At 72.7% G+C, this 19554-nt stretch carries 14 protein-coding genes and 1 pseudogene; 12 read left to right on the top strand and 3 right to left on the bottom strand.

The features are described from left to right. Positions 1-249: 249 nt before the first annotated feature. A complete protein-coding gene (locus ACFWP7_RS01050) occupies positions 250-1509 on the top strand; it encodes an MFS transporter (protein WP_384373912.1) in 1260 nt (419 codons plus the stop codon). 179 nt (positions 1510-1688) lie between these two features. On the opposite strand, the gene ACFWP7_RS01045 is transcribed toward ACFWP7_RS01050, so the two are convergent. Continuing rightward, on the bottom strand, positions 1689-3365 hold the full coding sequence (locus tag ACFWP7_RS01045) for an AMP-binding protein (RefSeq protein WP_384373909.1): 1677 nt from the start codon (positions 3363-3365) through the stop codon (positions 1689-1691). Between the two features lie 38 nt (positions 3366-3403). Continuing rightward, positions 3404-4519 (bottom strand): nitroreductase/quinone reductase family protein, encoded by a 1116-nt coding sequence (locus ACFWP7_RS01040; protein WP_384373906.1) that lies wholly within the window; start codon positions 4517-4519, stop codon positions 3404-3406. A 394-nt stretch (positions 4520-4913) separates the two neighbouring features. On the opposite strand from ACFWP7_RS01040, the gene ACFWP7_RS01035 reads away from it, so the two are divergent. The 11 genes from ACFWP7_RS01035 to ACFWP7_RS00985 all read left to right on the top strand — a co-directional run bounded on the left by ACFWP7_RS01035 (position 4914) and on the right by ACFWP7_RS00985 (position 19310). Beyond that, complete coding sequence (locus ACFWP7_RS01035; RefSeq protein WP_384373903.1) at positions 4914-6581, top strand: FAD-binding protein; 1668 nt, start codon at positions 4914-4916, stop codon at positions 6579-6581. A gap of 49 nt (positions 6582-6630) precedes the next feature. Further along, positions 6631-7581, top strand: coding sequence for an aldo/keto reductase (locus ACFWP7_RS01030; RefSeq protein ID WP_384373900.1), 951 nt, complete (start codon positions 6631-6633; stop codon positions 7579-7581). Between the two features lie 184 nt (positions 7582-7765). Then, entirely contained in the window at positions 7766-8992 is a 1227-nt protein-coding gene (locus ACFWP7_RS01025) for a sedoheptulose 7-phosphate cyclase (RefSeq protein WP_384373897.1), read from the top strand. Beyond that, the gene (locus tag ACFWP7_RS01020; protein ID WP_384373894.1) at positions 8989-11202 is read left to right on the top strand and encodes an ROK family protein; all 2214 of its coding nucleotides are present in this window, start codon (positions 8989-8991) and stop codon (positions 11200-11202) included. The genes ACFWP7_RS01025 and ACFWP7_RS01020 overlap by 4 nt, the downstream gene beginning before the upstream one ends. Further along, entirely contained in the window at positions 11199-12098 is a 900-nt protein-coding gene (locus ACFWP7_RS01015) for a sugar phosphate isomerase/epimerase family protein (protein ID WP_384373891.1), read from the top strand. The genes ACFWP7_RS01020 and ACFWP7_RS01015 overlap by 4 nt, the downstream gene beginning before the upstream one ends. Beyond that, positions 12083-12751 (top strand): HAD-IA family hydrolase, encoded by a 669-nt coding sequence (locus ACFWP7_RS01010; RefSeq protein ID WP_384373888.1) that lies wholly within the window; start codon positions 12083-12085, stop codon positions 12749-12751. Before ACFWP7_RS01015 ends, ACFWP7_RS01010 begins: the two co-directional genes overlap by 16 nt. Positions 12752-12877: 126 nt before the next feature. Then, positions 12878-14080 (top strand): serine hydrolase domain-containing protein, encoded by a 1203-nt coding sequence (locus ACFWP7_RS01005; RefSeq protein WP_384373885.1) that lies wholly within the window; start codon positions 12878-12880, stop codon positions 14078-14080. After that, on the top strand, positions 14077-15144 hold the full coding sequence (gene pdhA / locus ACFWP7_RS01000; protein WP_384373882.1) for a pyruvate dehydrogenase (acetyl-transferring) E1 component subunit alpha: 1068 nt from the start codon (positions 14077-14079) through the stop codon (positions 15142-15144). The genes ACFWP7_RS01005 and pdhA overlap by 4 nt, the downstream gene beginning before the upstream one ends. Positions 15145-15163: 19 nt before the next feature. Next, entirely contained in the window at positions 15164-16138 is a 975-nt protein-coding gene (locus ACFWP7_RS00995) for an alpha-ketoacid dehydrogenase subunit beta (protein WP_384374129.1), read from the top strand. Positions 16139-16153: 15 nt separating this feature from the next. Then, positions 16154-17503: a dihydrolipoamide acetyltransferase family protein gene (locus tag ACFWP7_RS00990; RefSeq protein ID WP_384373880.1), complete on the top strand. Its 1350-nt coding sequence runs from the start codon at positions 16154-16156 to the stop codon at positions 17501-17503. A gap of 436 nt (positions 17504-17939) precedes the next feature. Then, complete coding sequence (locus ACFWP7_RS00985; protein WP_384373877.1) at positions 17940-19310, top strand: MFS transporter; 1371 nt, start codon at positions 17940-17942, stop codon at positions 19308-19310. Between the two features lie 57 nt (positions 19311-19367). Here ACFWP7_RS00985 and ACFWP7_RS00980 read toward each other — a convergent pair. Beyond that, positions 19368-19554, bottom strand: a pseudogene (locus tag ACFWP7_RS00980) (hypothetical protein); the annotation flags it as partial.

Raw genomic sequence — 19554 nt, 5'->3', positions numbered from 1 at the left:
AGCGGACCACGGCCGCACAGCGGACCACGGCCGCACAGCGGACCACGGCCGCACAGCGGACCACGGCCGCACAGGCGGGCATGGGCCCGCCGTGCGGCCGCGTCGTCGGCTCCCTCGCTGTGCTGCGCTCCGGGCACTTCAACTCCCGAGAATTCGGGACTACTTGGGGCAGTCGGCGGCGACAGGCGGGGGCCCGTACTGGTGTCCTTGCGGCGTATCCCATTGCCGTACGACCGCGAGGAGTCCGCCATGCCACGGGCCGTTGTGACCCGTCCGCCGACAGCCCGTCCGCCCGGGCGACGGGAGGCGCGCGCCCTCGCCGTCCTTGGACTGAGCGCGTTCGTGGTCGGCACCGCCGAGTTCGTCGTGGTCGGCGTGCTGGACCGGATCTCCACCGGGCTGCACGTGTCCGTGGGCACCGTCGGTCTGCTGGTCACCGCCTACGCGCTCGGCGTGTGTGTCGGCGGCCCCGCGCTGACCGCGCTGACGATCCGGCTCCCGCGCCGGTTCCTGCTCTGTGCCGCGCTGGCGCTGTACACACTGGCCAACGGCATGGCCGCGGTCGCGGACGGATTCACCGCACTCCTCGTGGTGCGGGCGGTCGCGGGAGCCGTGCACGGGCTGTTCGTCGGTGTCGCGTCGGCGGCCGCCGCGAGCCTGGTCGGACCCGACCGCAAGGGGCGCGCGGTGGCCGTGGTCTTCGGCGGCATCGCCGCGGCCAACCTGCTGGGGGTGCCGCTGGCCACCTACGCGGGCCATGTGCTGCCGTGGCAGTGGGTGTTCGCGGGGATCGCCGTACTCGGATGCGTCGCCCTCGGCCTCACCCTCGCGGTGGTCCCGGAGGTGGCGAACAGTGGGCACGGTGCGCTGGGCGCGCAGACCCGGCATGTGCTGACCCGGCCCGCCCTGCTGGCCCTGGGCACCGGAGTCCTGCTGTTCTGCGGCCAGTTCACCGTGTTCACCCTGCTCGGCACCTACCTCCAGCGCATCACCGGGGTGTCCGGCGGCGCGGTCGGCGTCTTCCTCCTGGTGTTCGGCGCCGCCGGGTCGGTGGGCACGCTGGTGGGCGGCCGCTTCGCCGACCGGGACGCCGGTACGACACTGGTGGTGGCCGGCGTGGTGCTGACGGCCGACCTGGGTGTGCTGTTCCTGGTCGGCGGCCATCCCGTGCCGACCGCCCTCGCGCTGGCCGTGTTCGGGCTGTTCGGCTTCGGCCTGGCGCCCGCGCTGCAACTGCGGACCATCGAACTGGCCGGCCCCGGCGGAGATCTCGCCTCGACACTGGGCGCCTCCGCGGGAAACGCGGGCATCGCGGCGGGGTCCGCCCTCGCCGGGTGGTTCGGTACGCGGTACGGGGTCGCGGGTCTGCCGCTGGCCGCGGCGGGGATCTGCGGGGCGACACTGCCCCTCGTATGGGCGCTGCGCCGTATGAAGCCGCCGCGGGGCGTCGCCGGGGTCTCCCCCGGTGCCCCGGATCCGTCCACGGAAGTGGCCGTCGTCGGCGGGTGACACCCGTTGAGCCGCGGTCCGTACGCCCGTCGGTCCACGCGCCCGTCGCAGGACGACAACGGCCTCGGCCGGCACCCCCGCCCCACGACGACAACAGCCTCGGCCGGCACCCGCACCCCACGGCGACAACGCGGTGCGGCCGCCAACCCCGGACGGGTGGCGGCCGCACCGTCGTGAACTCAGCGGAAGTCCTCCTCGCGGTACTCGGCGTCCGAGCCCGCGGCCGTCGCCTCGCGCAGCTCGATACGGCGGATCTTGCCGGACACGGTCTTGGGCAGTTCGCCGAACTCCAGGCGGCGGATGCGCTTGTACGGGGCGAGCACCGCACGCGAGTGCGCGAACAGCACCTTCGCGGTGTCGGGGCCCGGCTCCCAGCCCGCCGCGAGGACGACGTACGCCTTCGGCACCGCGAGGCGCAGCTCGTCCGGCGCGGGCACCACGCCCGTCTCGGCCACCGCCTCGTGCTCCAGGAGTGCGCTCTCCAGCTCGAAGGGCGAGATCTTGTAGTCGGAGGCCTTGAACACGTCGTCGGAGCGGCCCACGTAGGTGATGTAGCCGTCCGCGTCACGGGAGCCGATGTCGCCGGTGCGGTAATAGCCACCCGCCATGGCCTCCGCCGTACGGTCCGCGTCGCCGTGGTAGCCGGTCATCAGGCCCACCGGGCGATCCGAGAGGTCCAGCGCGATCTCTCCCTCCTGAGCACCCGGTGCACCGGAGACGGGGTCGAGCAGCTCGACCCGGTAGCCGGGGCTCGGCCGCCCCATCGAGCCCGTCTTCAGCGGCTGCCCGGGGCTGTTGGAGACCTGGACCGCGGTCTCCGTCTGCCCGAAACCGTCCCGGATGGTGACGCCCCAGGCGCGCCGCACCTGCTCGATGACCTCGGGGTTCAGGGGCTCCCCTGCGGCGACGGCCTCGCGCGGCGGTGTGCGCAGCTGGGTCAGGTCGGCCTGGATGAGCATGCGCCACACGGTGGGCGGCGCGCAGAAGGTCGTCACGCCCGCCCGGTCCATCTCCGCCATCAGCCGGCCCGCGTCGAAACGCGTGTAGTTGTGGATGAAGACGGTCGCCTCCGCGTTCCACGGGGCGAAGAGGTTCGACCAGGCGTGCTTGGCCCAGCCGGGCGAGGAGATGTTCAGGTGCACGTCGCCGGGCTTGAGCCCGATCCAGTACATCGTCGCCAAGTGGCCCACCGGATACGACACATGGCTGTGCTCCACCAGTTTGGGCAGGTCCGTCGTACCGGAGGTGAAGTAGAGCAGCAGCGGGTCGCCGGACGGGGTGGGGCCGTCCGGGGCGAAGCCGGCGGAAGCTCCGTACGCGTCCTCGTACGTCTGCCAGCCCTTGGGCGCGCCACCGACGGCGATCCTCGTGTAGTCGCCGGGGACCTCGTCGAACTTCCCGGTGTCCCCGGCGCGCACGACGGCGTGCCGCACCCGGCCGCGCTCCACCCGGTCACGCAGGTCGGCCGCCCCGAGCAACGGGGTGGCCGGGACGAGAACGGCGCGCAGCTTCATCGCGGCCAGCGCCGTCTCCCACAGTTCCAGCTGATTGCCCAGCACCATCAGGATCCGGTCGCCGGCCCGGATCCCCTTCGCCCGCAGCCAGTTGGCGACCCGGTCGGAGCGTTCGGACAGCTCGGCGAAGGACAGGCGGGTCTCGGATCCGTCCTCCTCCGCGATGTGCAGGGCGGTGCGGTCGTTTCCGTCCGCGATGACGTCGAACCAGTCGAGCGCCCAGTTGAAGTGGTCCGGGCGGGGCCAGTCGAAGCCCGCGCAGGCCCTGGCGTAGTCCTCGCGGTGGGCCAGCAGGAAGTCCCGGGCCGCCCTGAACTCCGCGGTGGGGTCGGTTCCTGACACTGTGTCACCTCGTCTCTCTCGGGTGCTCCCGGCCCGGCTCAGCCTGCCGCCCCGTCCACCGGGACGAGTTCGACGACCGGGATGTCGCGGTCCGTACGGCCGCGGAACTGGGCGAAGTTCGGGTCCTGCGCGGTCTGGAGCCGCCACAGCTCCTCGTGCTCGGCGGCGGGCACGGGTTCGGGCCTGACCGCGAACCGGCGTCCCGGCAGCTCCACGGTGCCGGTGCCGGCCGCGATCAGGTTCTGGTACCAGGCCGGGTGCGACTCGGCGCCACCGTTGGCCGCGAAGACGATGTGGCGGCCGCCCCGCTCCAGGTGGACCAGCGGGGTGGTCCGGGTCGCACCGCTGCGTCGCCCGGTGGTGCTGAGCAGCAGGAGGGGTACGTCCCCGAAGTCGGCCACCCGGCCGCCGCTCGCGCGGAATTCCTCGATCACCCGCCGGTTGAAGGGATTGCTGTTGACGCTTTCGTCCACGGCCGTCTCCGCCTCTTTCACCGTCTGTGCTTCATTCACCGTCTGCACTTCTTTCACTGCCTGCTTCTCATTCTGCGTCTGCGTCTGTGCCTGCGTCTGTGCCTGCGTGGATTCGTCGGCCGAATCCGCCCCGCTGTCGGCGCGGTAGGCGTCCCAGCTCTCCTCCGGAAGGTAGAGGCGGGTCGTGGTCGTTTCCTCGAAGGGCATTCCCGCGGGCATGTTGATGAGTTCCATGTGCAGGCCCCAGGGAGTGGTGAAGTACACCCAGCGGTCCCCCGCGATCGGCCCGTCCGTGATGGTCTCCGGCTCGCCGAGAATGGTCACCCCCGGTACCTCACGCAGGTACGCGACCGCCTTGTCGACGTCGTCGACGTAGAGGGCGAAGTGGTGCCCGCCCCAGTCGCTGTTGAGCGGCCGGCCGTGGTCCTGGTCGGGCGCGGTGTACTCGAAGAGCTCCAGGTTGCCGACCGGCCCCAGCCGCAGCATCGCGATGTGCGCCGAGGCGCGGGGGTGGACACCGAGTTTACGGGTCATCCAGTCGCCCTCGGCGTCCTCCACCGGGCCCAGCCGGTAGGCGAGTTCGGCCCCGATGACGTCGACGAAAAAGCTCACCGCCTGTTCGAGGTCGGGCACCGTGTAGGCGATGTGGTGGACGGCCCGGGCTCCGGGAAGTGTGCTCAAGGTTCGCTCCGTTCAGCCTCGGTCCGCCGTGGGCGGACGCGTCTGCTCCGGGTTCTCGCACCCGGTCTCGCCTGGACCATGGGCCATGCGGCGGGCTCGGACAAGGGCAAGTCCAGGAAGTCGCCCGACATGCCGAAGTGGGCGCTATGGGTTGGCGTCCGGGGATCCCGTCCTGTTGAGATGGAGTCCGTCGAGGGCAGCGGCCGAATGCCGAGGACCGGCGAACAAGCACGGAGTACCGAAAGCGCGGAGTGCCGGGCAAGGAGGCACCGCGTCGAGAACGAATCCTCTCCGGCGTTGTTCATTCGTACCGGCCGCGCCTTTCTCCGAACCGCGTTGAGCGAATTCCAGGAAACGCGCGATTGTCCAGATAACGGGGGTCAACATGGGTGAGTTGAAAAGACGTCGGTTCGTGGGTCTGGGCTCCGGGCTCGCTTTCACGGCAGCGACCGGGGGCGGGCTGGCGACGGCACCCTCCGCACGGGCGGCGGACGGGTCGACGGTGACGGCACCGGTGACCGGCGCGGCCTCGACGGGTGTCTCGGTGACCCCGGCCGACTCCCGGTACTCGGACCTGATATCGGGCAACAACCAGCGGTGGACGTCGAGTCCGGACAAGATAGCGCTGCCCCGCACTGCCGCCGACGTGGTCGCCACGGTGCAGGAGGCGGTCACCGGCGGCAAACGGCTCTCCGTCTGCAGCGGCGGCCACTGCTTCGAGGACTTCGTGTTCAACGCGGACGTGAAGATCAACATCAACATGTCCCTGATGAACGCGGTCACCTTCGACACCGCGATGAACGCCTTCCGTGTCGGGGCCGGGGCGACCCTGCTGGACGTGTACGAGGCCCTGTACGAAGGCTGGGGCGTCACGCTCCCGGCCGGCATCTGCCACAGCGTGGGCGTCGGCGGCCATGTCACCGGCGGTGGCTACGGCAACCTCTCGCGCCAGTACGGACTCACCGTCGACCACCTCCACGCGGTCGAGGTCGTCGTGGTGGACGCGGCAGGCACGGCCCGCAGCGTCGTGGCCGCCCGCGACTCCGCCGACGCCGCCCTGCGCGACCTGTTCTGGGCGCACACCGGCGGAGGCGGCGGCAGCTTCGGCGTCGTCACCGCCTTCTGGTTCCGTACGCCCGGGGCCACCGGCGCTCCCGAAGGCCTGCTGCCGAAGGCACCCGCCAAGATCTTCCTCACCCTCGCGGGCTGGCCGTGGGAGAAGGTCACCCCGGAGGGGTTCGCGGCTCTCGTCGACTACTGGGGCACCTGGTTCGAGACGCACAACACCGCGGGCACCACGGCCGGTTCGCTCTACTCGTGGCTGATGCTCAACCACCGCGACAGCGGTTCGCTCGGCGCCGTGGTCCAGCTGGACGCCTCGTTCGCGGACGCACCGAGCGTGCTGTCCGACTTCCTGGCCGGGATGGACCAGGCGCTCGGCCTGCACTCCGCGACCACCCGGCACGACGGCGTACTCGACTCGGAGTACACCTCGACCCGGCTCATGCCCTGGCTGCGCGGCACCCGCTACATCGGCGCGATCTCCCCGACGCAGCTCGACCCCACCACGCGTGGCTGCCACAAGTCGGCCCATCTGCGCACCCGGACACCCCAGCGGCAGATCGACGCCATGTACACCCACCTCACCAGCACGGACGGGCCGAGCACCATGACCGGCATCGTCCTGTCCGCCTCGGGCGGCAGGATCGCGAGCGTCTCGTCCACCGCGACCGCGGTCGCCCAGCGTGACGCGATCATGAAGGTGAACTTCGAGAGCCGCTGGTACGCCGCGGCGGACGACGCGAAGAACGTCGGCTGGATCCGCGAGGCCTTCGGCGCCGTGTACGCCGACACCGGCGGTGTGCCCGTGCCGAACAGCGTGTCCGACGGCTGCTACATCAACTACCCCGACGGCGACCTGTCCGACCCGGCGTTCAACACCTCGTCGGTCGCCTGGCACGACCTGTACTGGAAGCAGAACTACCCGCGCCTCCAGCAGGTCAAGAAGACCTGGGACCCGCGCGACGTGTTCCGGCACCGGCAGTCCGTGCGCCTCCCCTGACCAACCCGCACCCGCACACAACACCCCCACAGAGAACTGGAGACACCAGATGCGTACCACCACCCTGGGCAAGAACGGTCCGGTCGTAGGCCGCGTCGGCCTCGGCACCATGGGCATGTCCTTCGGCTACGACCCGCACGGCTGGGACGACGACGCCTCCGTCAAGGTGATCCACCGCGCCCTCGACCTCGGCGTCAACCTGATCGACACCGCCGACGTCTACGGCCCCTTCACCAACGAGGAACTCGTCGGCCGCGCCCTCAAGGGCCGCCGCGACGAGGTCGTGCTGTCCACCAAGGGCGGCCTGGTCGTCGACGAGAACGGGCTGAGCCTCAACGGCAGCCCCGAGCACCTGTCGGCCGCCGTGGACGCCAGCCTGCAGCGCCTCGGTGTGGACCACATCGACCTGTACTTCCTGCACCGGGTGGACCCGACCGTCCCGCTGGAGGAGAGCTGGGGCGCCCTCGCCGAGCAGGTCGCGGCCGGCAAGATCCGCTCGCTGGGCCTGTCCGCGGTGACCCTTGAGCAGGTACGCGCGGCGGAGTCGGTGCACGAGGTCGCGGCGGTCGAGTCCGAGGCCTCGCTGTTCACCCGGGACGCCTTCGCCGAGGTCCTCCCGTACACCGTCGAGCGGGGCATCGCCTTCCTGCCCTTCTCACCGCTCGGCCGTGGCCTGCTCACCGGGGCCCTCGCCAAGGCCGCCGACCTGCCCAAGGACGACTGGCGCAGCACCCAGCCGCGGTTCACCGACGAGGCGTTCGCGCACAACAAGGCGATCGTCGACACGGTCGCGGCGGTGGCCGGACGGCACTCCGCCTCCACCGCGCAGGTGGCGCTGGCCTGGCTGCTGAGCAAGGGCGAGTACGTCGTGCCGATCCCCGGCACCAAGACCGAGCGCTACCTGGAGCAGAACGCCGGCGGTGCCGACCTCGATCTCAGCGCCGAGGACATCGCCGAACTGAACGCGCTGCCCGAGCCCCTGGGTGCCGCCGAGGCCTGAGCCGGCGGTACGCAGCCGACTTCGGCGGGAGACCCCCGCCGACTCCGTCCCGTCGGCGCCGCGACAGGGTCAACCCCGGTCCGGCGCCGACGGGGCACGCCCCCCGAGGGCTCCCCCCAACGCGATGCCCTTCCCCCCTCACGACGCCTCACTGACGCCGACCCCGAAGTGGGAGAGATCCGCAATGACCGAGACCACGGCGGCAGCCCTGCCGTCGCGCCTCCCGTCGCGCCTGACAACCGCGTTCGACATACCCCGCCCGCCAGGGCTGACCTGGTACGTCCAGGCGCAGCAGCCCATCGGCTACGAAATCTCCCTCACCCGGGGGCTGCTCAGCCCCGCCAACCCCGCCCTGGCCAAGGCCGTGGGCGCCGACGGCCGTGGCGGAGTACGCGCCCTCGTGGTGGTCGACCGTGTCGTGGACGAGCTCTACGGCACAGCGCTGCGCGCGTATTTCGACGCCTGGCGGACCGACGCGACCTGGGTGGTGATGCCCGGCGACGAAGAGACCAAGTCGCTGGACCAGGTCGTGGAAGTGACCCGGGCCATGACCGAGATGGGCATCCTGCGCCGGACCGAGCGCGTGGTCGTGGTGGGCGGCGGCGTCCTGATGGACGTGGTGGGCATGGCGGCCAGCCTCTACCGCAGGGGCGCCCCCTACATACGGGTGCCCACCACCCTCATCGGCCAGGTGGACGCGGGCGTCGGTGTGAAGACGGGCGTCAACGACGGCACGCACAAGAACCGCCTCGGCACCTACTACGCGCCCGAAGTCACCCTGATCGACCCGGAGTTCCTGCGGACCGTGCCGGCACGGCACATCGCCAACGGTCTCGCGGAGATCATCAAGATGGCGCTGATCAAGGACGCGGACCTGTTCCGGCTTCTTGAGGAGACCGTCGCGCACATCTCCAGCGACACGCTGGCGGACTGCGGGGCGGCGATGAGCGAGGTGGTCTCACGGGCCATCGCGGGCATGCTCGACGAGCTGGAGCCCAACCTGTGGGAGGGCGTGCTGGAGCGGTCGGTCGACTACGGCCACACCTTCAGCCCCTCGCTGGAACTGCGCGCCGATCCGCCACTGCTGCACGGCGAAGCCGTCGGCGTCGACATGGCGGTGTGCGTCGCCCTCGCGGCGGGCCGGCGGTACCTGTCCAGCGCCGACGCCCACCGGGCGCTCGCGCTGATCGCCGCCGCCGGACTGCCGCTGACACACCCGGTGTTCACCCCGGAACTGCTCCAGGTGGGGCTGACCGACGCCGTCAAGCACCGTGACGGTCTGCAGCGGCTGCCGCTCACCAACGGCATCGGGTCCTGCGTGTTCGTCAACGACATCACGGCCGCCGAGCTCTCCCGCGCGCTGGACTTCGTACACGCCTACGCGGACCAGACGGACGGGCCGGACCAGTGAGCGGGCGGGGTCCGATCGCCGTCCTCGACGTGGGCGGAACCCATGTGCGCCACGCCCTGTGGTCGCCCCGGGAGGGCCTTGCCGAGGTCGTGGACACGCCCTCGCCCAGTCGGCTGCGCCATCCCGAGTCGTCCGTCGAGGAGTTGAAGGGGCGGCTGCTGGCGGTCATCTGCGACGCGGTGCCCGCCGGTCCCGGGGCGGTGGCCGGCATCTCCTTCGGGGCGGCGCTCGACCAGCGCAGCGGAATGGTCTACGGCTCGGCACCGCTCTTCGGCGACGAGACGACCCCGCTGGACCTGCCGGGCGCGCTGCGGGAGCGGCGGCCCGACGTGGAGTGGCACGTGGTGAACGACGTCACGGCCGCACTGCTGCACTTCGTCTCGGCGCCCCGGCGCCAAGGGCACCGCAAGGTGCTGCTGATGACGGTCAGTTCGGGCATCGCCTGCCGCACCGTCGATCTGCGCACCGGGACGATCGCCACGGACGCCTGCGGGCTCCAGGGCGAGGTGGGTCATCTCCCCGCGGTCGCTCGGATCGCGGGCGCGCCGGCCGAACTGAACTGCGACTGCGGCCGTCCGGGCCACGTGGCCTCGTACGCCTCCGGGCCGGGTCTGCGGCGGCTGGCGGACGTCCTGCGGGAGCGGGATGCCGACCGCTGGCGGACATCGGAGCTGGGCCGGCTGATGGCGCAGGGCATCGCGTTCGAGGCGGCGCTGGGCGGAGCCCTCGACGCGGCCGACGAACTGGCGGCCGAGTTGCTGGACGCGGCGACGGCCCCCGTCGCCGACGTACTGCGGACCGCACTGTGCCTCGATCCGGAGCTGGACGAACTCGCCGTCACCGGCGGCGTCGCGACCGGCCTCGGCAAGCACTACGAGGCCTCCCTGCACCGGCACTTCACCCACCAGGGCCTCTACCTCACGGGTGAGCGCGCCCCTCAGTGGCTGACCGACCGCATCACCGTCTGCGCACCGGGCGACGCGAACGGACTGATCGGAGCGGGGATCGCCGCCCTGGGAGCAACAGCGGCCTTCACCCCCTCGGTCGCCGCAGGCTCCGCGGCCCCCGCCCCCTCGGCCCCCCGCGTCCCCCGGCACCACGCCGTGGTCCGCGACGGTTCGGGGCTGCACCTCTCACCGCGCCCCACCCCCGAACCGGGGCCCGGCGAGCTGCTCGTCGCCCCGACGGTGGCAGGTGTCTGCGGTACCGATCTGCAGATGCTGCGCGGCCTGCGCGACGACGGCGCACCGGTGCTCGGTCACGAGGGCGTGGCCCGCATCGTGGCCGTCGGCGCCGGGATCGAGGACCCTCGGCTGACGCCGGGAACCCATGTCGTGGTCAACCCCACGCACCCCACCGACCCCTCGTTCCTGCTGGGACACAACGTGGACGGGCTGCTCCAGGAGCGCGCCCTGATCCCCGCCCCGGCGGTGCGCGGCGGACTGGTCCTCCCCCTGCCCGAGGTCCCGCCGGGCGTGCTCGGCGCGCTGATCGAGCCGCTCGCGGTGGTCCGGTACGCCGCGCTGGCCATGGGCGAGCACCGCCCCCGCACGCTCCTCGTCATGGGCGACGGCACCGTCGGACACCTCGCCGTGCGCACCGCGCGGCGCTGGTACGGCCCCGACGTACGGACCGTGCACGTGCACCACACCGGCGGCGGCCTGGACTGGAGCGCCCGGACCCCGTACGCGGCCGATGTACGGCTGCGGTACGGCGACCTGTCCGCGGAGCGGCTCGGGGAAGCGCTCGGCGACGGCCCGGTCGCGGTACTGCTCGCCACCCCGTCGCCGGGGACCCTGCCCTGTCTGGAGCTGGCGCTCGACGCCACGGCCGGCACCGACACCGTGGTCGACCTGGTGGGCGGACTGCCCCGGCCCGCCGTCAGCCCCCGGCTGCCCGGCATCGACCTGGCCGCACTGCGGGCCGCGAACTGCGGGGGTCTCCCGCAGCCGCCGTACACCGCCCGACTGGGGACGGCGAACGGGCACAAGGTGCGTGTCCTGGGCCATCGCGGCGTGGCGGGCGAGCATCTGCTGTACGCGGCGGCCGAGTTGTGCCGAGCCCCCGAGCGCTACCGGGACCTGGTGACGCATGTGGTGGACCTGGCCGGCGCGGTACCGGTGCTGTCCCGGCTCGGCGCCGGCCAGGACCGGGTCGTCTCGGGGCGCCGGCTCATCAAGCTGGCCGTACGGATGGGCGAGCCGGCATGACCGTCGAACGGAAGCCGCAGGCCGAGCCGCTGACCGCTCTCGCCGACTGGCGGCTGCCCGGGCGCGGCGAGGCGGCGGTGGACCTCGCCTTCCGCCACCGGGTCAAGGGCCTGCAGTTCGACCTCGGCGGACCCGGGCGGGGCCCGTGGCTGGACGCGCCGGGACATCCGGCGCGGCTGGCCCGTACCGCCCGGTGCGCGGGGGTCCTGCCGCTGGGCCTCGCGGGCAACGTCCTCAACGACATCGGGCTCACGGCGGCCGAGGGCACGCTCGCCGCGGGACGGGTGCGCGACGTGCTCGGCCGTCTGCTGGACGCGGCCGGGGAGTTGGGGGCGCCGCTCGTGTTCGTCCCCAGTTTCCGGCAGAGCGCGATCGACAGCGAGGCCGCGCTGCACCGCACCGCCGAGGTGCTGCGCGCCACCGCCGAGCAGGCCGGGGCCGTGGGCATCCGGCTGGCCAGCGAGAACACGCTGGCGCCCGAAGCCGCTCTGTGGCTGGCGGAGCAGGTCGCCTCGCCCGCCTTCCGGCTGTTGCTGGACACCTACAACCCGAGGCAGGCGGGCGTGGACCCGGCGGCACTGGTGGCCGCGACCGGAGCACACCTGGCCGATCAGATCCACGTCAAGGACGGCCCGGCGGACAGCGACACCACACCCCTGCTCGGGGACGGCGACGGTTCGATCGGCGACACGCTCGACGCGGTGGCCCGGTACGGGCCGCCGGTGCGGGCGCTGGTGCTGGAGAACGACCACCGCGGCGGTGACACCGCCCGCCTCACCGAGGACCTGGACAGGCTCCGGGTGCTCGCCACGCGGCTGCACGGCAGGACGGCGGCGACGGGAACGGCCGAAGCGGCCGGAACAACGGAAACGGCAGGAACATGGGCATCGTATTGACCGCGCAGGCGCTGCTGTTCGACATGGACGGCACGCTCATCGACTCGACCGAGGCGGTGGAGCGCACCTGGCGGCGGTTCGCCGCACGCCACGGGCTCGACCCGGCTGCAATCCTGGCCGGCGCACACGGACAGCGCACCGCCGAGACGGTGGCCGCGCACGCCCCGCCCGGCACGGACGTCGACGCGGAGACGGCCTGGCTGGTCTCCCAGGACGTCGCCGACACCCGTGGCACGGTCGCCCTGCCGGGCGCCGCCGAGCTGCTGGCCAAGCTGCCCGCGGGCCGCTGGGCCCTGGTCACGTCGGCGGGACGGGAGCTCGCCGTGCGGCGCATGGCCGCCGCCGGGCTGCCCCTGCCGGACGTCGTCGTCACCGCCGACGACGTGCGCCGCGGCAAGCCCGACCCGGAGGGCTACCTCGCGGCGGCCGTCCGGCTGGGCGTCGATCCCAGGGCGACGATCGTCTTCGAGGACGCCGAACTGGGCCTGCTCGCAGGGCGGGCCGCGGGCGGCTACACCGTGGTGGTCGGCCCGCACGGCGGCAGCGCGGCCGAGGGCCGCCCACGCATTGCCGACTACCGGGACGCCACCGTCGCCGACAGCGGCGACGGCCTGCGGCTGGCGCTCCCCACACACGCGGGCGTGACCCTGTGACCACCGCCGCCGACAGGTCCTGACGCGTCGTCAACGACCGTCCGCACCCTCGGCGTCGGCTCCACCCTCCACCGCGGGCTGTCGCCCGTCTCAACTCACCTCAACACCGATCGGAGTGCGATCGCCATGCTCACATCGAAGGAAGCCGTCATCTCCGGCCACGTGGCACCGGGATTCGAAGCCGTACGCGAGGAGTTCGCGCGCAACTTCGCCGAGCGGGACGAGCAGGGCGCCGCCCTCGCCGTGACGCTGGGCGGGGAGCTGGTCGTGGACCTGTGGGGCGGCCCCGCCGATCCCACCACCGGCCGCCCCTGGGACGCCGACACCCTCCAGCTGATCTTCTCCGGCAGCAAGGGCGTCCTGGCCACCGCCCTGCTGCTGCTCGTCGACCGGGGAGCCGTCGAGCTGGACAAGCCGGTCGCGCACTACTGGCCGGAGTTCGCGGCCAAGGGCAAGGGCGCCATCACCGTGCGCGAGGTGGTGACCTTCACCGCCCGGATGCCCGCCGTGGCCGTACGGCTCTCGCAGGACGACCTCGGCGACCCGGAGGCGATGGCCAAGCTGCTCGCCGACCAGGAACCGGAGAGCGACCCACGCGCCGAGGGCATCCTGTACGGGCCGTGGGCGACCGGGTGGATCATCGCCGAGGTGATCCGCCGCGTCGACGGGCGGCGGCTGAACCGGTTCTTCGCCGAGGAGATCGCGGTCCCGCTCGGGATCGACGTCTCCTTCGGCATCACCCCGGAGCAGGAGGGCCGGGTCGCCCGCACCGAGTACGGGATCGGCTTCCGCGAGCAGTTCGGCGGCTACTTCACCAGCGAGGACCCGCTCACCCAGCGGATCTGGCAGAACCCCGTCCCGTTCCCCGAGGACGAGGACATCTGGAACCGCCCGGGCCGCCGCTTCACCCTCGTCCCGGCCGCCAACGTCTTCGGCTCGGCCCGCGGCTTCGCCAAGCTGTACGGCATCCTCGCCTCCGACGCCGCCCGGCCGGCCGAGGAGCAGCCCGTGCTGCTCTCGCGCACGCTGCTCGACGAGGCCCGGGCGCCCCGGGTCAGCAAGGTCGACCAGCTCATCGACGTGCCGATGGTGTACGGGGGAGGCGGCTACCGGCTGCGCACCAACCCGCGTCCCACCGTCGACGGCGATTCCTTCGGCCACGACGGCGCCGGCGGCTCGGCCAACCAGGCATGGCCGCGCGCGGCGGCCGGCGTCTCGTACGTCATGAACCGGCTCATCGCCCTCGGTCCGGACGACAAGCGGGCCTCCTCCCTGGTCAAGGCCGTGGCCGGCGCGATGACAGAACTGGGCATCGGCGGCGACCGATGAGCAGCGACGGCATACGGCTGCTCACCCCGCAGGGCAAGCGGGTGTCGCATCCCGAGTACCAGTGCGAGCCCGGGCCGGAGGAACTGCGCTCGCTGTACCGGGACATGGCCGTCGCCCGCCGCTTCGACGCCGAAGGGGTCACCCTGCAGCGCCAGGGCGAGCTGGGCCTGTGGCCCTCCCTGCTCGGCCAGGAGGCGGCCCAGGTCGGGTCGGTGCGGGCGCTGCGCGAGGGGGACCAGGTCTTCCCCAGCTACCGCGAACACGCGGTGGCGCTGGGCCGCGGAGTGGATCCGCTGGCCCTGCTGCGGCTCTTCCGCGGGGTCGACCACGGGGCCTGGGACCCGGACGAGCACGGCTTCCACCTCTACACGCTGGTCATCGGCTCGCAGACCCTGCACGCCACCGGATACGCCTGCGGAGTGACCAAGGACGGCGCGGACTCGGCGGTCGTCGCGTACTTCGGCGACGGAGCCACCAGCCAGGGAGACGTGGCGGAGGCGTTCAACTTCGCCGCCGTGTACGACGCACCCGTCGTGTTCTTCTGCCAGAACAACCAGTGGGCGATCTCCGAACCGAACGAGCGGCAGACCCGGGTGCCCCTGTACCAGCGCGCCCAGGGTTACGGCTTCCCCGGTGTGCGCGTCGACGGCAACGACGTCCTGGCCGTGCTGGCGGTGACCCGCGCCGCGCTGGAGCACGCGCGATCCGGCCGGGGGCCGTTCCTCATCGAGGCGTTCACGTACCGGATGGGCGCCCACACCACCTCCGACGACCCGTCCCGCTACCGGGACGCCGCGGAGGTGGAGAGCTGGCGGGCCAAGGATCCGCTGCACCGACTCGAACGACTGCTGCGCCGCGAGGGCCTGGCCGACGACGCCTTCTTCGCCGAGGTGGCGGTGGCGGGTGAGGTGCTGGCCGCCCAAGTCCGGGAGGGCGTACGGACCATGGGCGCCCCGGGCCACGAGGAACTGTTCGCCCACGTCTACGCCGAGCCCCACTCCGGGGTGGACCGGGACCGTGCCGCGTTCGCGGCCTATCAGGCGTCCTTCGCCGAGGAGGTGTGAGGCCGTGGCAGCCACCCGCATGACCCTCGTGACGGCCCTCAACACATCACTGCGCACCGCGCTGGCGTCCGATCCCCGGACGCTGGTCATGGGCGAGGACGTCGGCAGGCTCGGCGGCGTGTTCCGGGTGACCGACGGCCTGCAGAAGGACTTCGGCGAGGACCGCGTGATGGACTCGCCGCTCGCGGAGTCGGGCATCGTCGGCACGGCCATCGGCCTGGCCCTGCGCGGCTACCGGCCGATCGTGGAAATCCAGTTCGACGGCTTCGTCTTCCCCGGCTACGACCAGATCGTCACCCAGCTCGCCAAGATGCACGCCCGCTCACGCGGCCTGGTGCGCCTGCCGGTCGTCATCCGCATTCCGTACGGCGGCGGCATCGGCGCGGTCGAGCACCACTCGGAGTCCCCCGAAGCCTTGTTCGCGCATGTGGCGGGCCTGCGCGTGATGTCTCCCTCGAACCCCTCGGACGCGTACTGGATGCTCCAGGAGGCGATCCGCAGCAACGACCCGGTCGTCTTCTTCGAGCCCAAGCGGCGGTACTACGAGAAGGGCGAGGTGGACCCCGAACCGGCCGCCGGCACGCAACTGCCCGCGCACACCGCACGGGTGGTACGCCCGGGCGCCGACCTGACGCTGGCCGCCTACGGACCGATGGTGGCGACCTGCCTGAACGCGGCGGCCGCGGCGGCCGAGGAGGGGCGGGACCTGGAGGTCGTCGACCTCCGCTCGATCTCGCCGATCGACTTCGACACCGTCCAGGACTCGGTGCGCAGGACCGGGCGGCTGGTGGTCGCCCACGAGGCCCCGGTCTTCTTCGGCGCGGGCGCGGAGATCGCCGCCCATGTCACCGAGCACTGCTTCTACCACCTGTCGGCCCCGGTCCTCAGGGTCGGCGCGTACCACAGCCCCTATCCGCCCTCCCGGCTGGAGGACGAGTACCTCCCCGGGATCGACCGCGTGCTCGACGCCGTCGACCGTGCGCTCGCCCACTGAGGAGTTGTGCTGACGATGACGGAAACCCCCCAGCGCTACCGGGAGTTCCGGATGCCCGACGTGGGCGAGGGGCTCCAGGACGCGGAGATCATCCGCTGGCTGGTCAGGCCCGGCGACACGGTCGCGGACGGCCAGACCGTCTGCGAGGTCGAGACGGCCAAGGCCGCCGTCGAACTGCCCGTGCCCTTCGCGGGCGTGGTCCGCGAGCTGTGCTTCCCCGAAGGGAGCACCGTCGACGTCGGCGCGCCCATCATCACGGTGGACACACAGCCGACGGCGCCGGCGGCGGCGGAATCCGAGGCCGGGGAGGCGGCTCCGGCCGAACGTACGCCCGTGCTGGTCGGTTACGGCGCCGCGCCCGCGACCCCGGCCAGGCGGACCCGCCGCCGCAACGGCACCGCGGCCCCGGCCGTCGGCTCCACCACGCCGACGACCCCCGCGCCCGTGCCCAGCGGGTCGCCGGCCTCCGCCCTGCCGACCGCGAAGCCGCCGGTGCGCAAGCTCGCCAAGGACCTGGGCGTGGATCTGAGGGCGGTCGTGCCCACCGGGCCTCGCGGGGACGTCACCCGCGAGGACGTGCAGGCGGCCGCCGCGCCACGGCACCCGGCGCCGACGGCACCCGCCCCCGCCGGGGCACCGCCCGCCGAACCCTCCCCGGCGTCGCCCGACGAGACCCGCGTACCGGTCACCGGAGTGCGCCGGGCCACCGCCCGGGCGATGGTGGCCAGTGCCTTCACCGCGCCGCACGTCACGGAGTTCGTCACCGTCGACGTCACCCGCACGATGAAGCTGGTCCGCAAGCTCAAGGGGCACCCCGACATGGCGGGGCTGCGGGTCGGGCCGCTGTTGCTGGCGGCCAAGGCGTTCCTGGTCGCGGTGCGGCGCAACCCGGAGATCAACGCCTCCTGGGACGAGGAGCGCCAGGAGATCGTGCTGAAGCACCGGGTCGGCCTCGGCGTCGCCGCCGCCACTCCGCGCGGTCTGCTGGTCCCCGCGATCGAGGACGCCGACCGTATGACACTGCCGGAACTCGCCGCCGCCCTGGGGGAGTTGGTGACCACCGCGAAGGAGGGCCGGACGGCGCCCGCCGCACTGCGGGGCGGGACCGTGACGCTCACCAACATCGGGGTGTTCGGCATCGACACCGGAACGCCGATCCTCAACCCCGGGGAGTCGGCCATCCTCGCCCTCGGCGCCATCGGCCCCCGGCCGTGGGTGCACCGCGGCAAGGTCGTCCCGCGCCAGGTCACCACGCTGGCCCTCTCCTTCGACCACCGACTCGTCGACGGCGAACTGGGTTCCCGAGTCCTCGCCGACACCGCGGCCCTCCTCCACGACCCCGAGCTACTACTCACCCGCGCCTGACCACCGGTCCCCACGGCCCACCCGTCGACCCCGAACCGACCCCACCACCACTCCACGCACCCCCATCCCCCATCCCCCATCCCCCATCCCCCCGCACCCTCACCCGCACCCGCACCCGCACCCGCACCCGCACCCGTCACCCGTCATCCGCACCCGCACCCGCACCCGCACCCGCACCCGACCACCCACGCCCCACAGCCCACCCGCCGACACCGAACCGACCCCACCACTCCCCCCACACCTTCAAACCACCCGTCATCCGCACCCGACCACCCACGCCCCACAGCCCACCCGCCGACACCGAATCGACCCCACCACTCCCACCACTCCCCCCACTCCCACCGACAGAAGCAACCCAGCCGCCTGACGGCCCCACCCATCTACCCCCCGCCCCGGAAGCCCTTCTCCGCCGGGACCTCGTGACAGGAAGAGGACGATGATGCTCGACGTTCCCCGCCCACCGTCCGGGCCGCTCTCCCCCGGCGCGGGCCAGGCGCCCTCCCCCGCCCGGCTGGGACTGTTCACCGGGGTGGTGGCGCTGGGCGGACTGCTGTTCGGCTTCGACACCGGGGTGATCTCCGGAGCCCTGCTGTTCATCAGGACCGACTTCGGCCTCAACTCCTTCCAGGAGGGCTCCGTCATCTCGGCGCTGCTGCTGGGCGCCGCCGTGGGCGCGCTGGGCAGTGCGGGCCCCGCGGACCGGTTCGGTCGCAAGAAGGTGCTCGTGGCGATCTCGCTGACCTTCACCCTGGGTCTGCTCGCCGCCGTGCTGGCCGGTGGCTTCGCCACGCTGCTCGCGGCGCGCGCGGTGCTCGGGCTCGCGGTGGGCGGCGCGTCGACCGTCGTACCGCTGTACCTCACCGAGATCGCCCCGCCGCGGCTGCGCGGGCGCCTGGTGACGGCCAACCAGATCCTGCTCACCGTCGGGATCCTGATCTCGTTCCTGATCAACCTGTGGTACGCCGACAGCGCCGACTGGCGGGCCATGTTCGCGGTCGGGCTCGTGCCGTCCATCGCCATGCTGCTGGGCACCCTGGCGATCCCCGAGAGCCCGGAATGGCTGCGCGGGCGCACCGCGACCGGTCGCGCCCCGCGCCCGACCGCCGCCGTGCTCAGCTCCCCGGCAGCGCGGTCGGCGCTGGTCGTCGGGGTGACGCTCGCCGCCGTCCAGCAGTTCGGTGGCATCAACAGCATCATCTACTACGCCCCGAGCATCATGGCCCGCGCCGGTCTGCCCGCGGCCAACTCGATCACGTACTCGGTCGTCATCGGTGTCGTGAACGTGGTCATGACGATCGCGGCCGTCCCGCTGATCGACCGGGCCGGCCGCCGCCCGCTGCTGCTGTTCTCCCTCGGCGGCATGGCCCTCTCACTCGTCGCCCTGGGTGTGGTGCTCGGCCTGCCCACGAGCCCGGTGACCAACGTGACGGCACTGATCTGCATGGTCACCTACGTGGCGGCGTTCGCGATCGGGCTCGGCCCGGTCTTCTGGATCCTGGCCGCCGAGCTGTTCCCGCCCGAGGCCCGGGCCCGCGGCGGTGCGGTGTGCGCGCTGGTCAACTGGGCCGCCAACTTCGTCGTGGGGCAGATGTTCCTGCCTGCCGCGGACCTCCTCGGGGAGAGCTGGGTGTTCTGGTTCTTCGCCACGGTTTCCGCCGGCGCCGTGGTGTTCGTGCTCCGGACGGTCCCCGAGACCAAGAACCGGTCCCTGGCGGAGGTCCAGGGGGAGTTGGCGGCGCGGTCCGGCCACCGCACCGCGGACCTCGCAGCCAGGGGAACACCGGCCGCCCAGTCGGTCCGGAGCTGACGACCGGACGATTCGTGTGCGGGGCCCTCGTTCGTGGCGAGGGCCCCGCACACGTCGTCATCCGGCACCCGGGCGCCCCGGGGGCTGCTGCACGGCGCTCACCCCGTGCAGCACCAACTCCCAGACGCTGTCCGGCGCGACACCCCGGGGCGGGGCACCGCGGCCGGGGCGCGGCGGCGCGCCCCCGGCGCGGGACCCGCCCCATCCCCCGCCCCCCCCGGCGAGGCGTGACCCGCCGGGGTGC

The sequence above is a fragment of the Streptomyces sp. NPDC058470 genome (genome assembly GCF_042721055.1).
In the GTDB taxonomy this organism is placed as follows: Bacteria; Actinomycetota; Actinomycetes; order Streptomycetales; family Streptomycetaceae; genus Streptomyces.
Note: the sequence above shows the minus strand (reverse complement) of the source record. Positions and strands in the feature narration are given on the sequence as shown.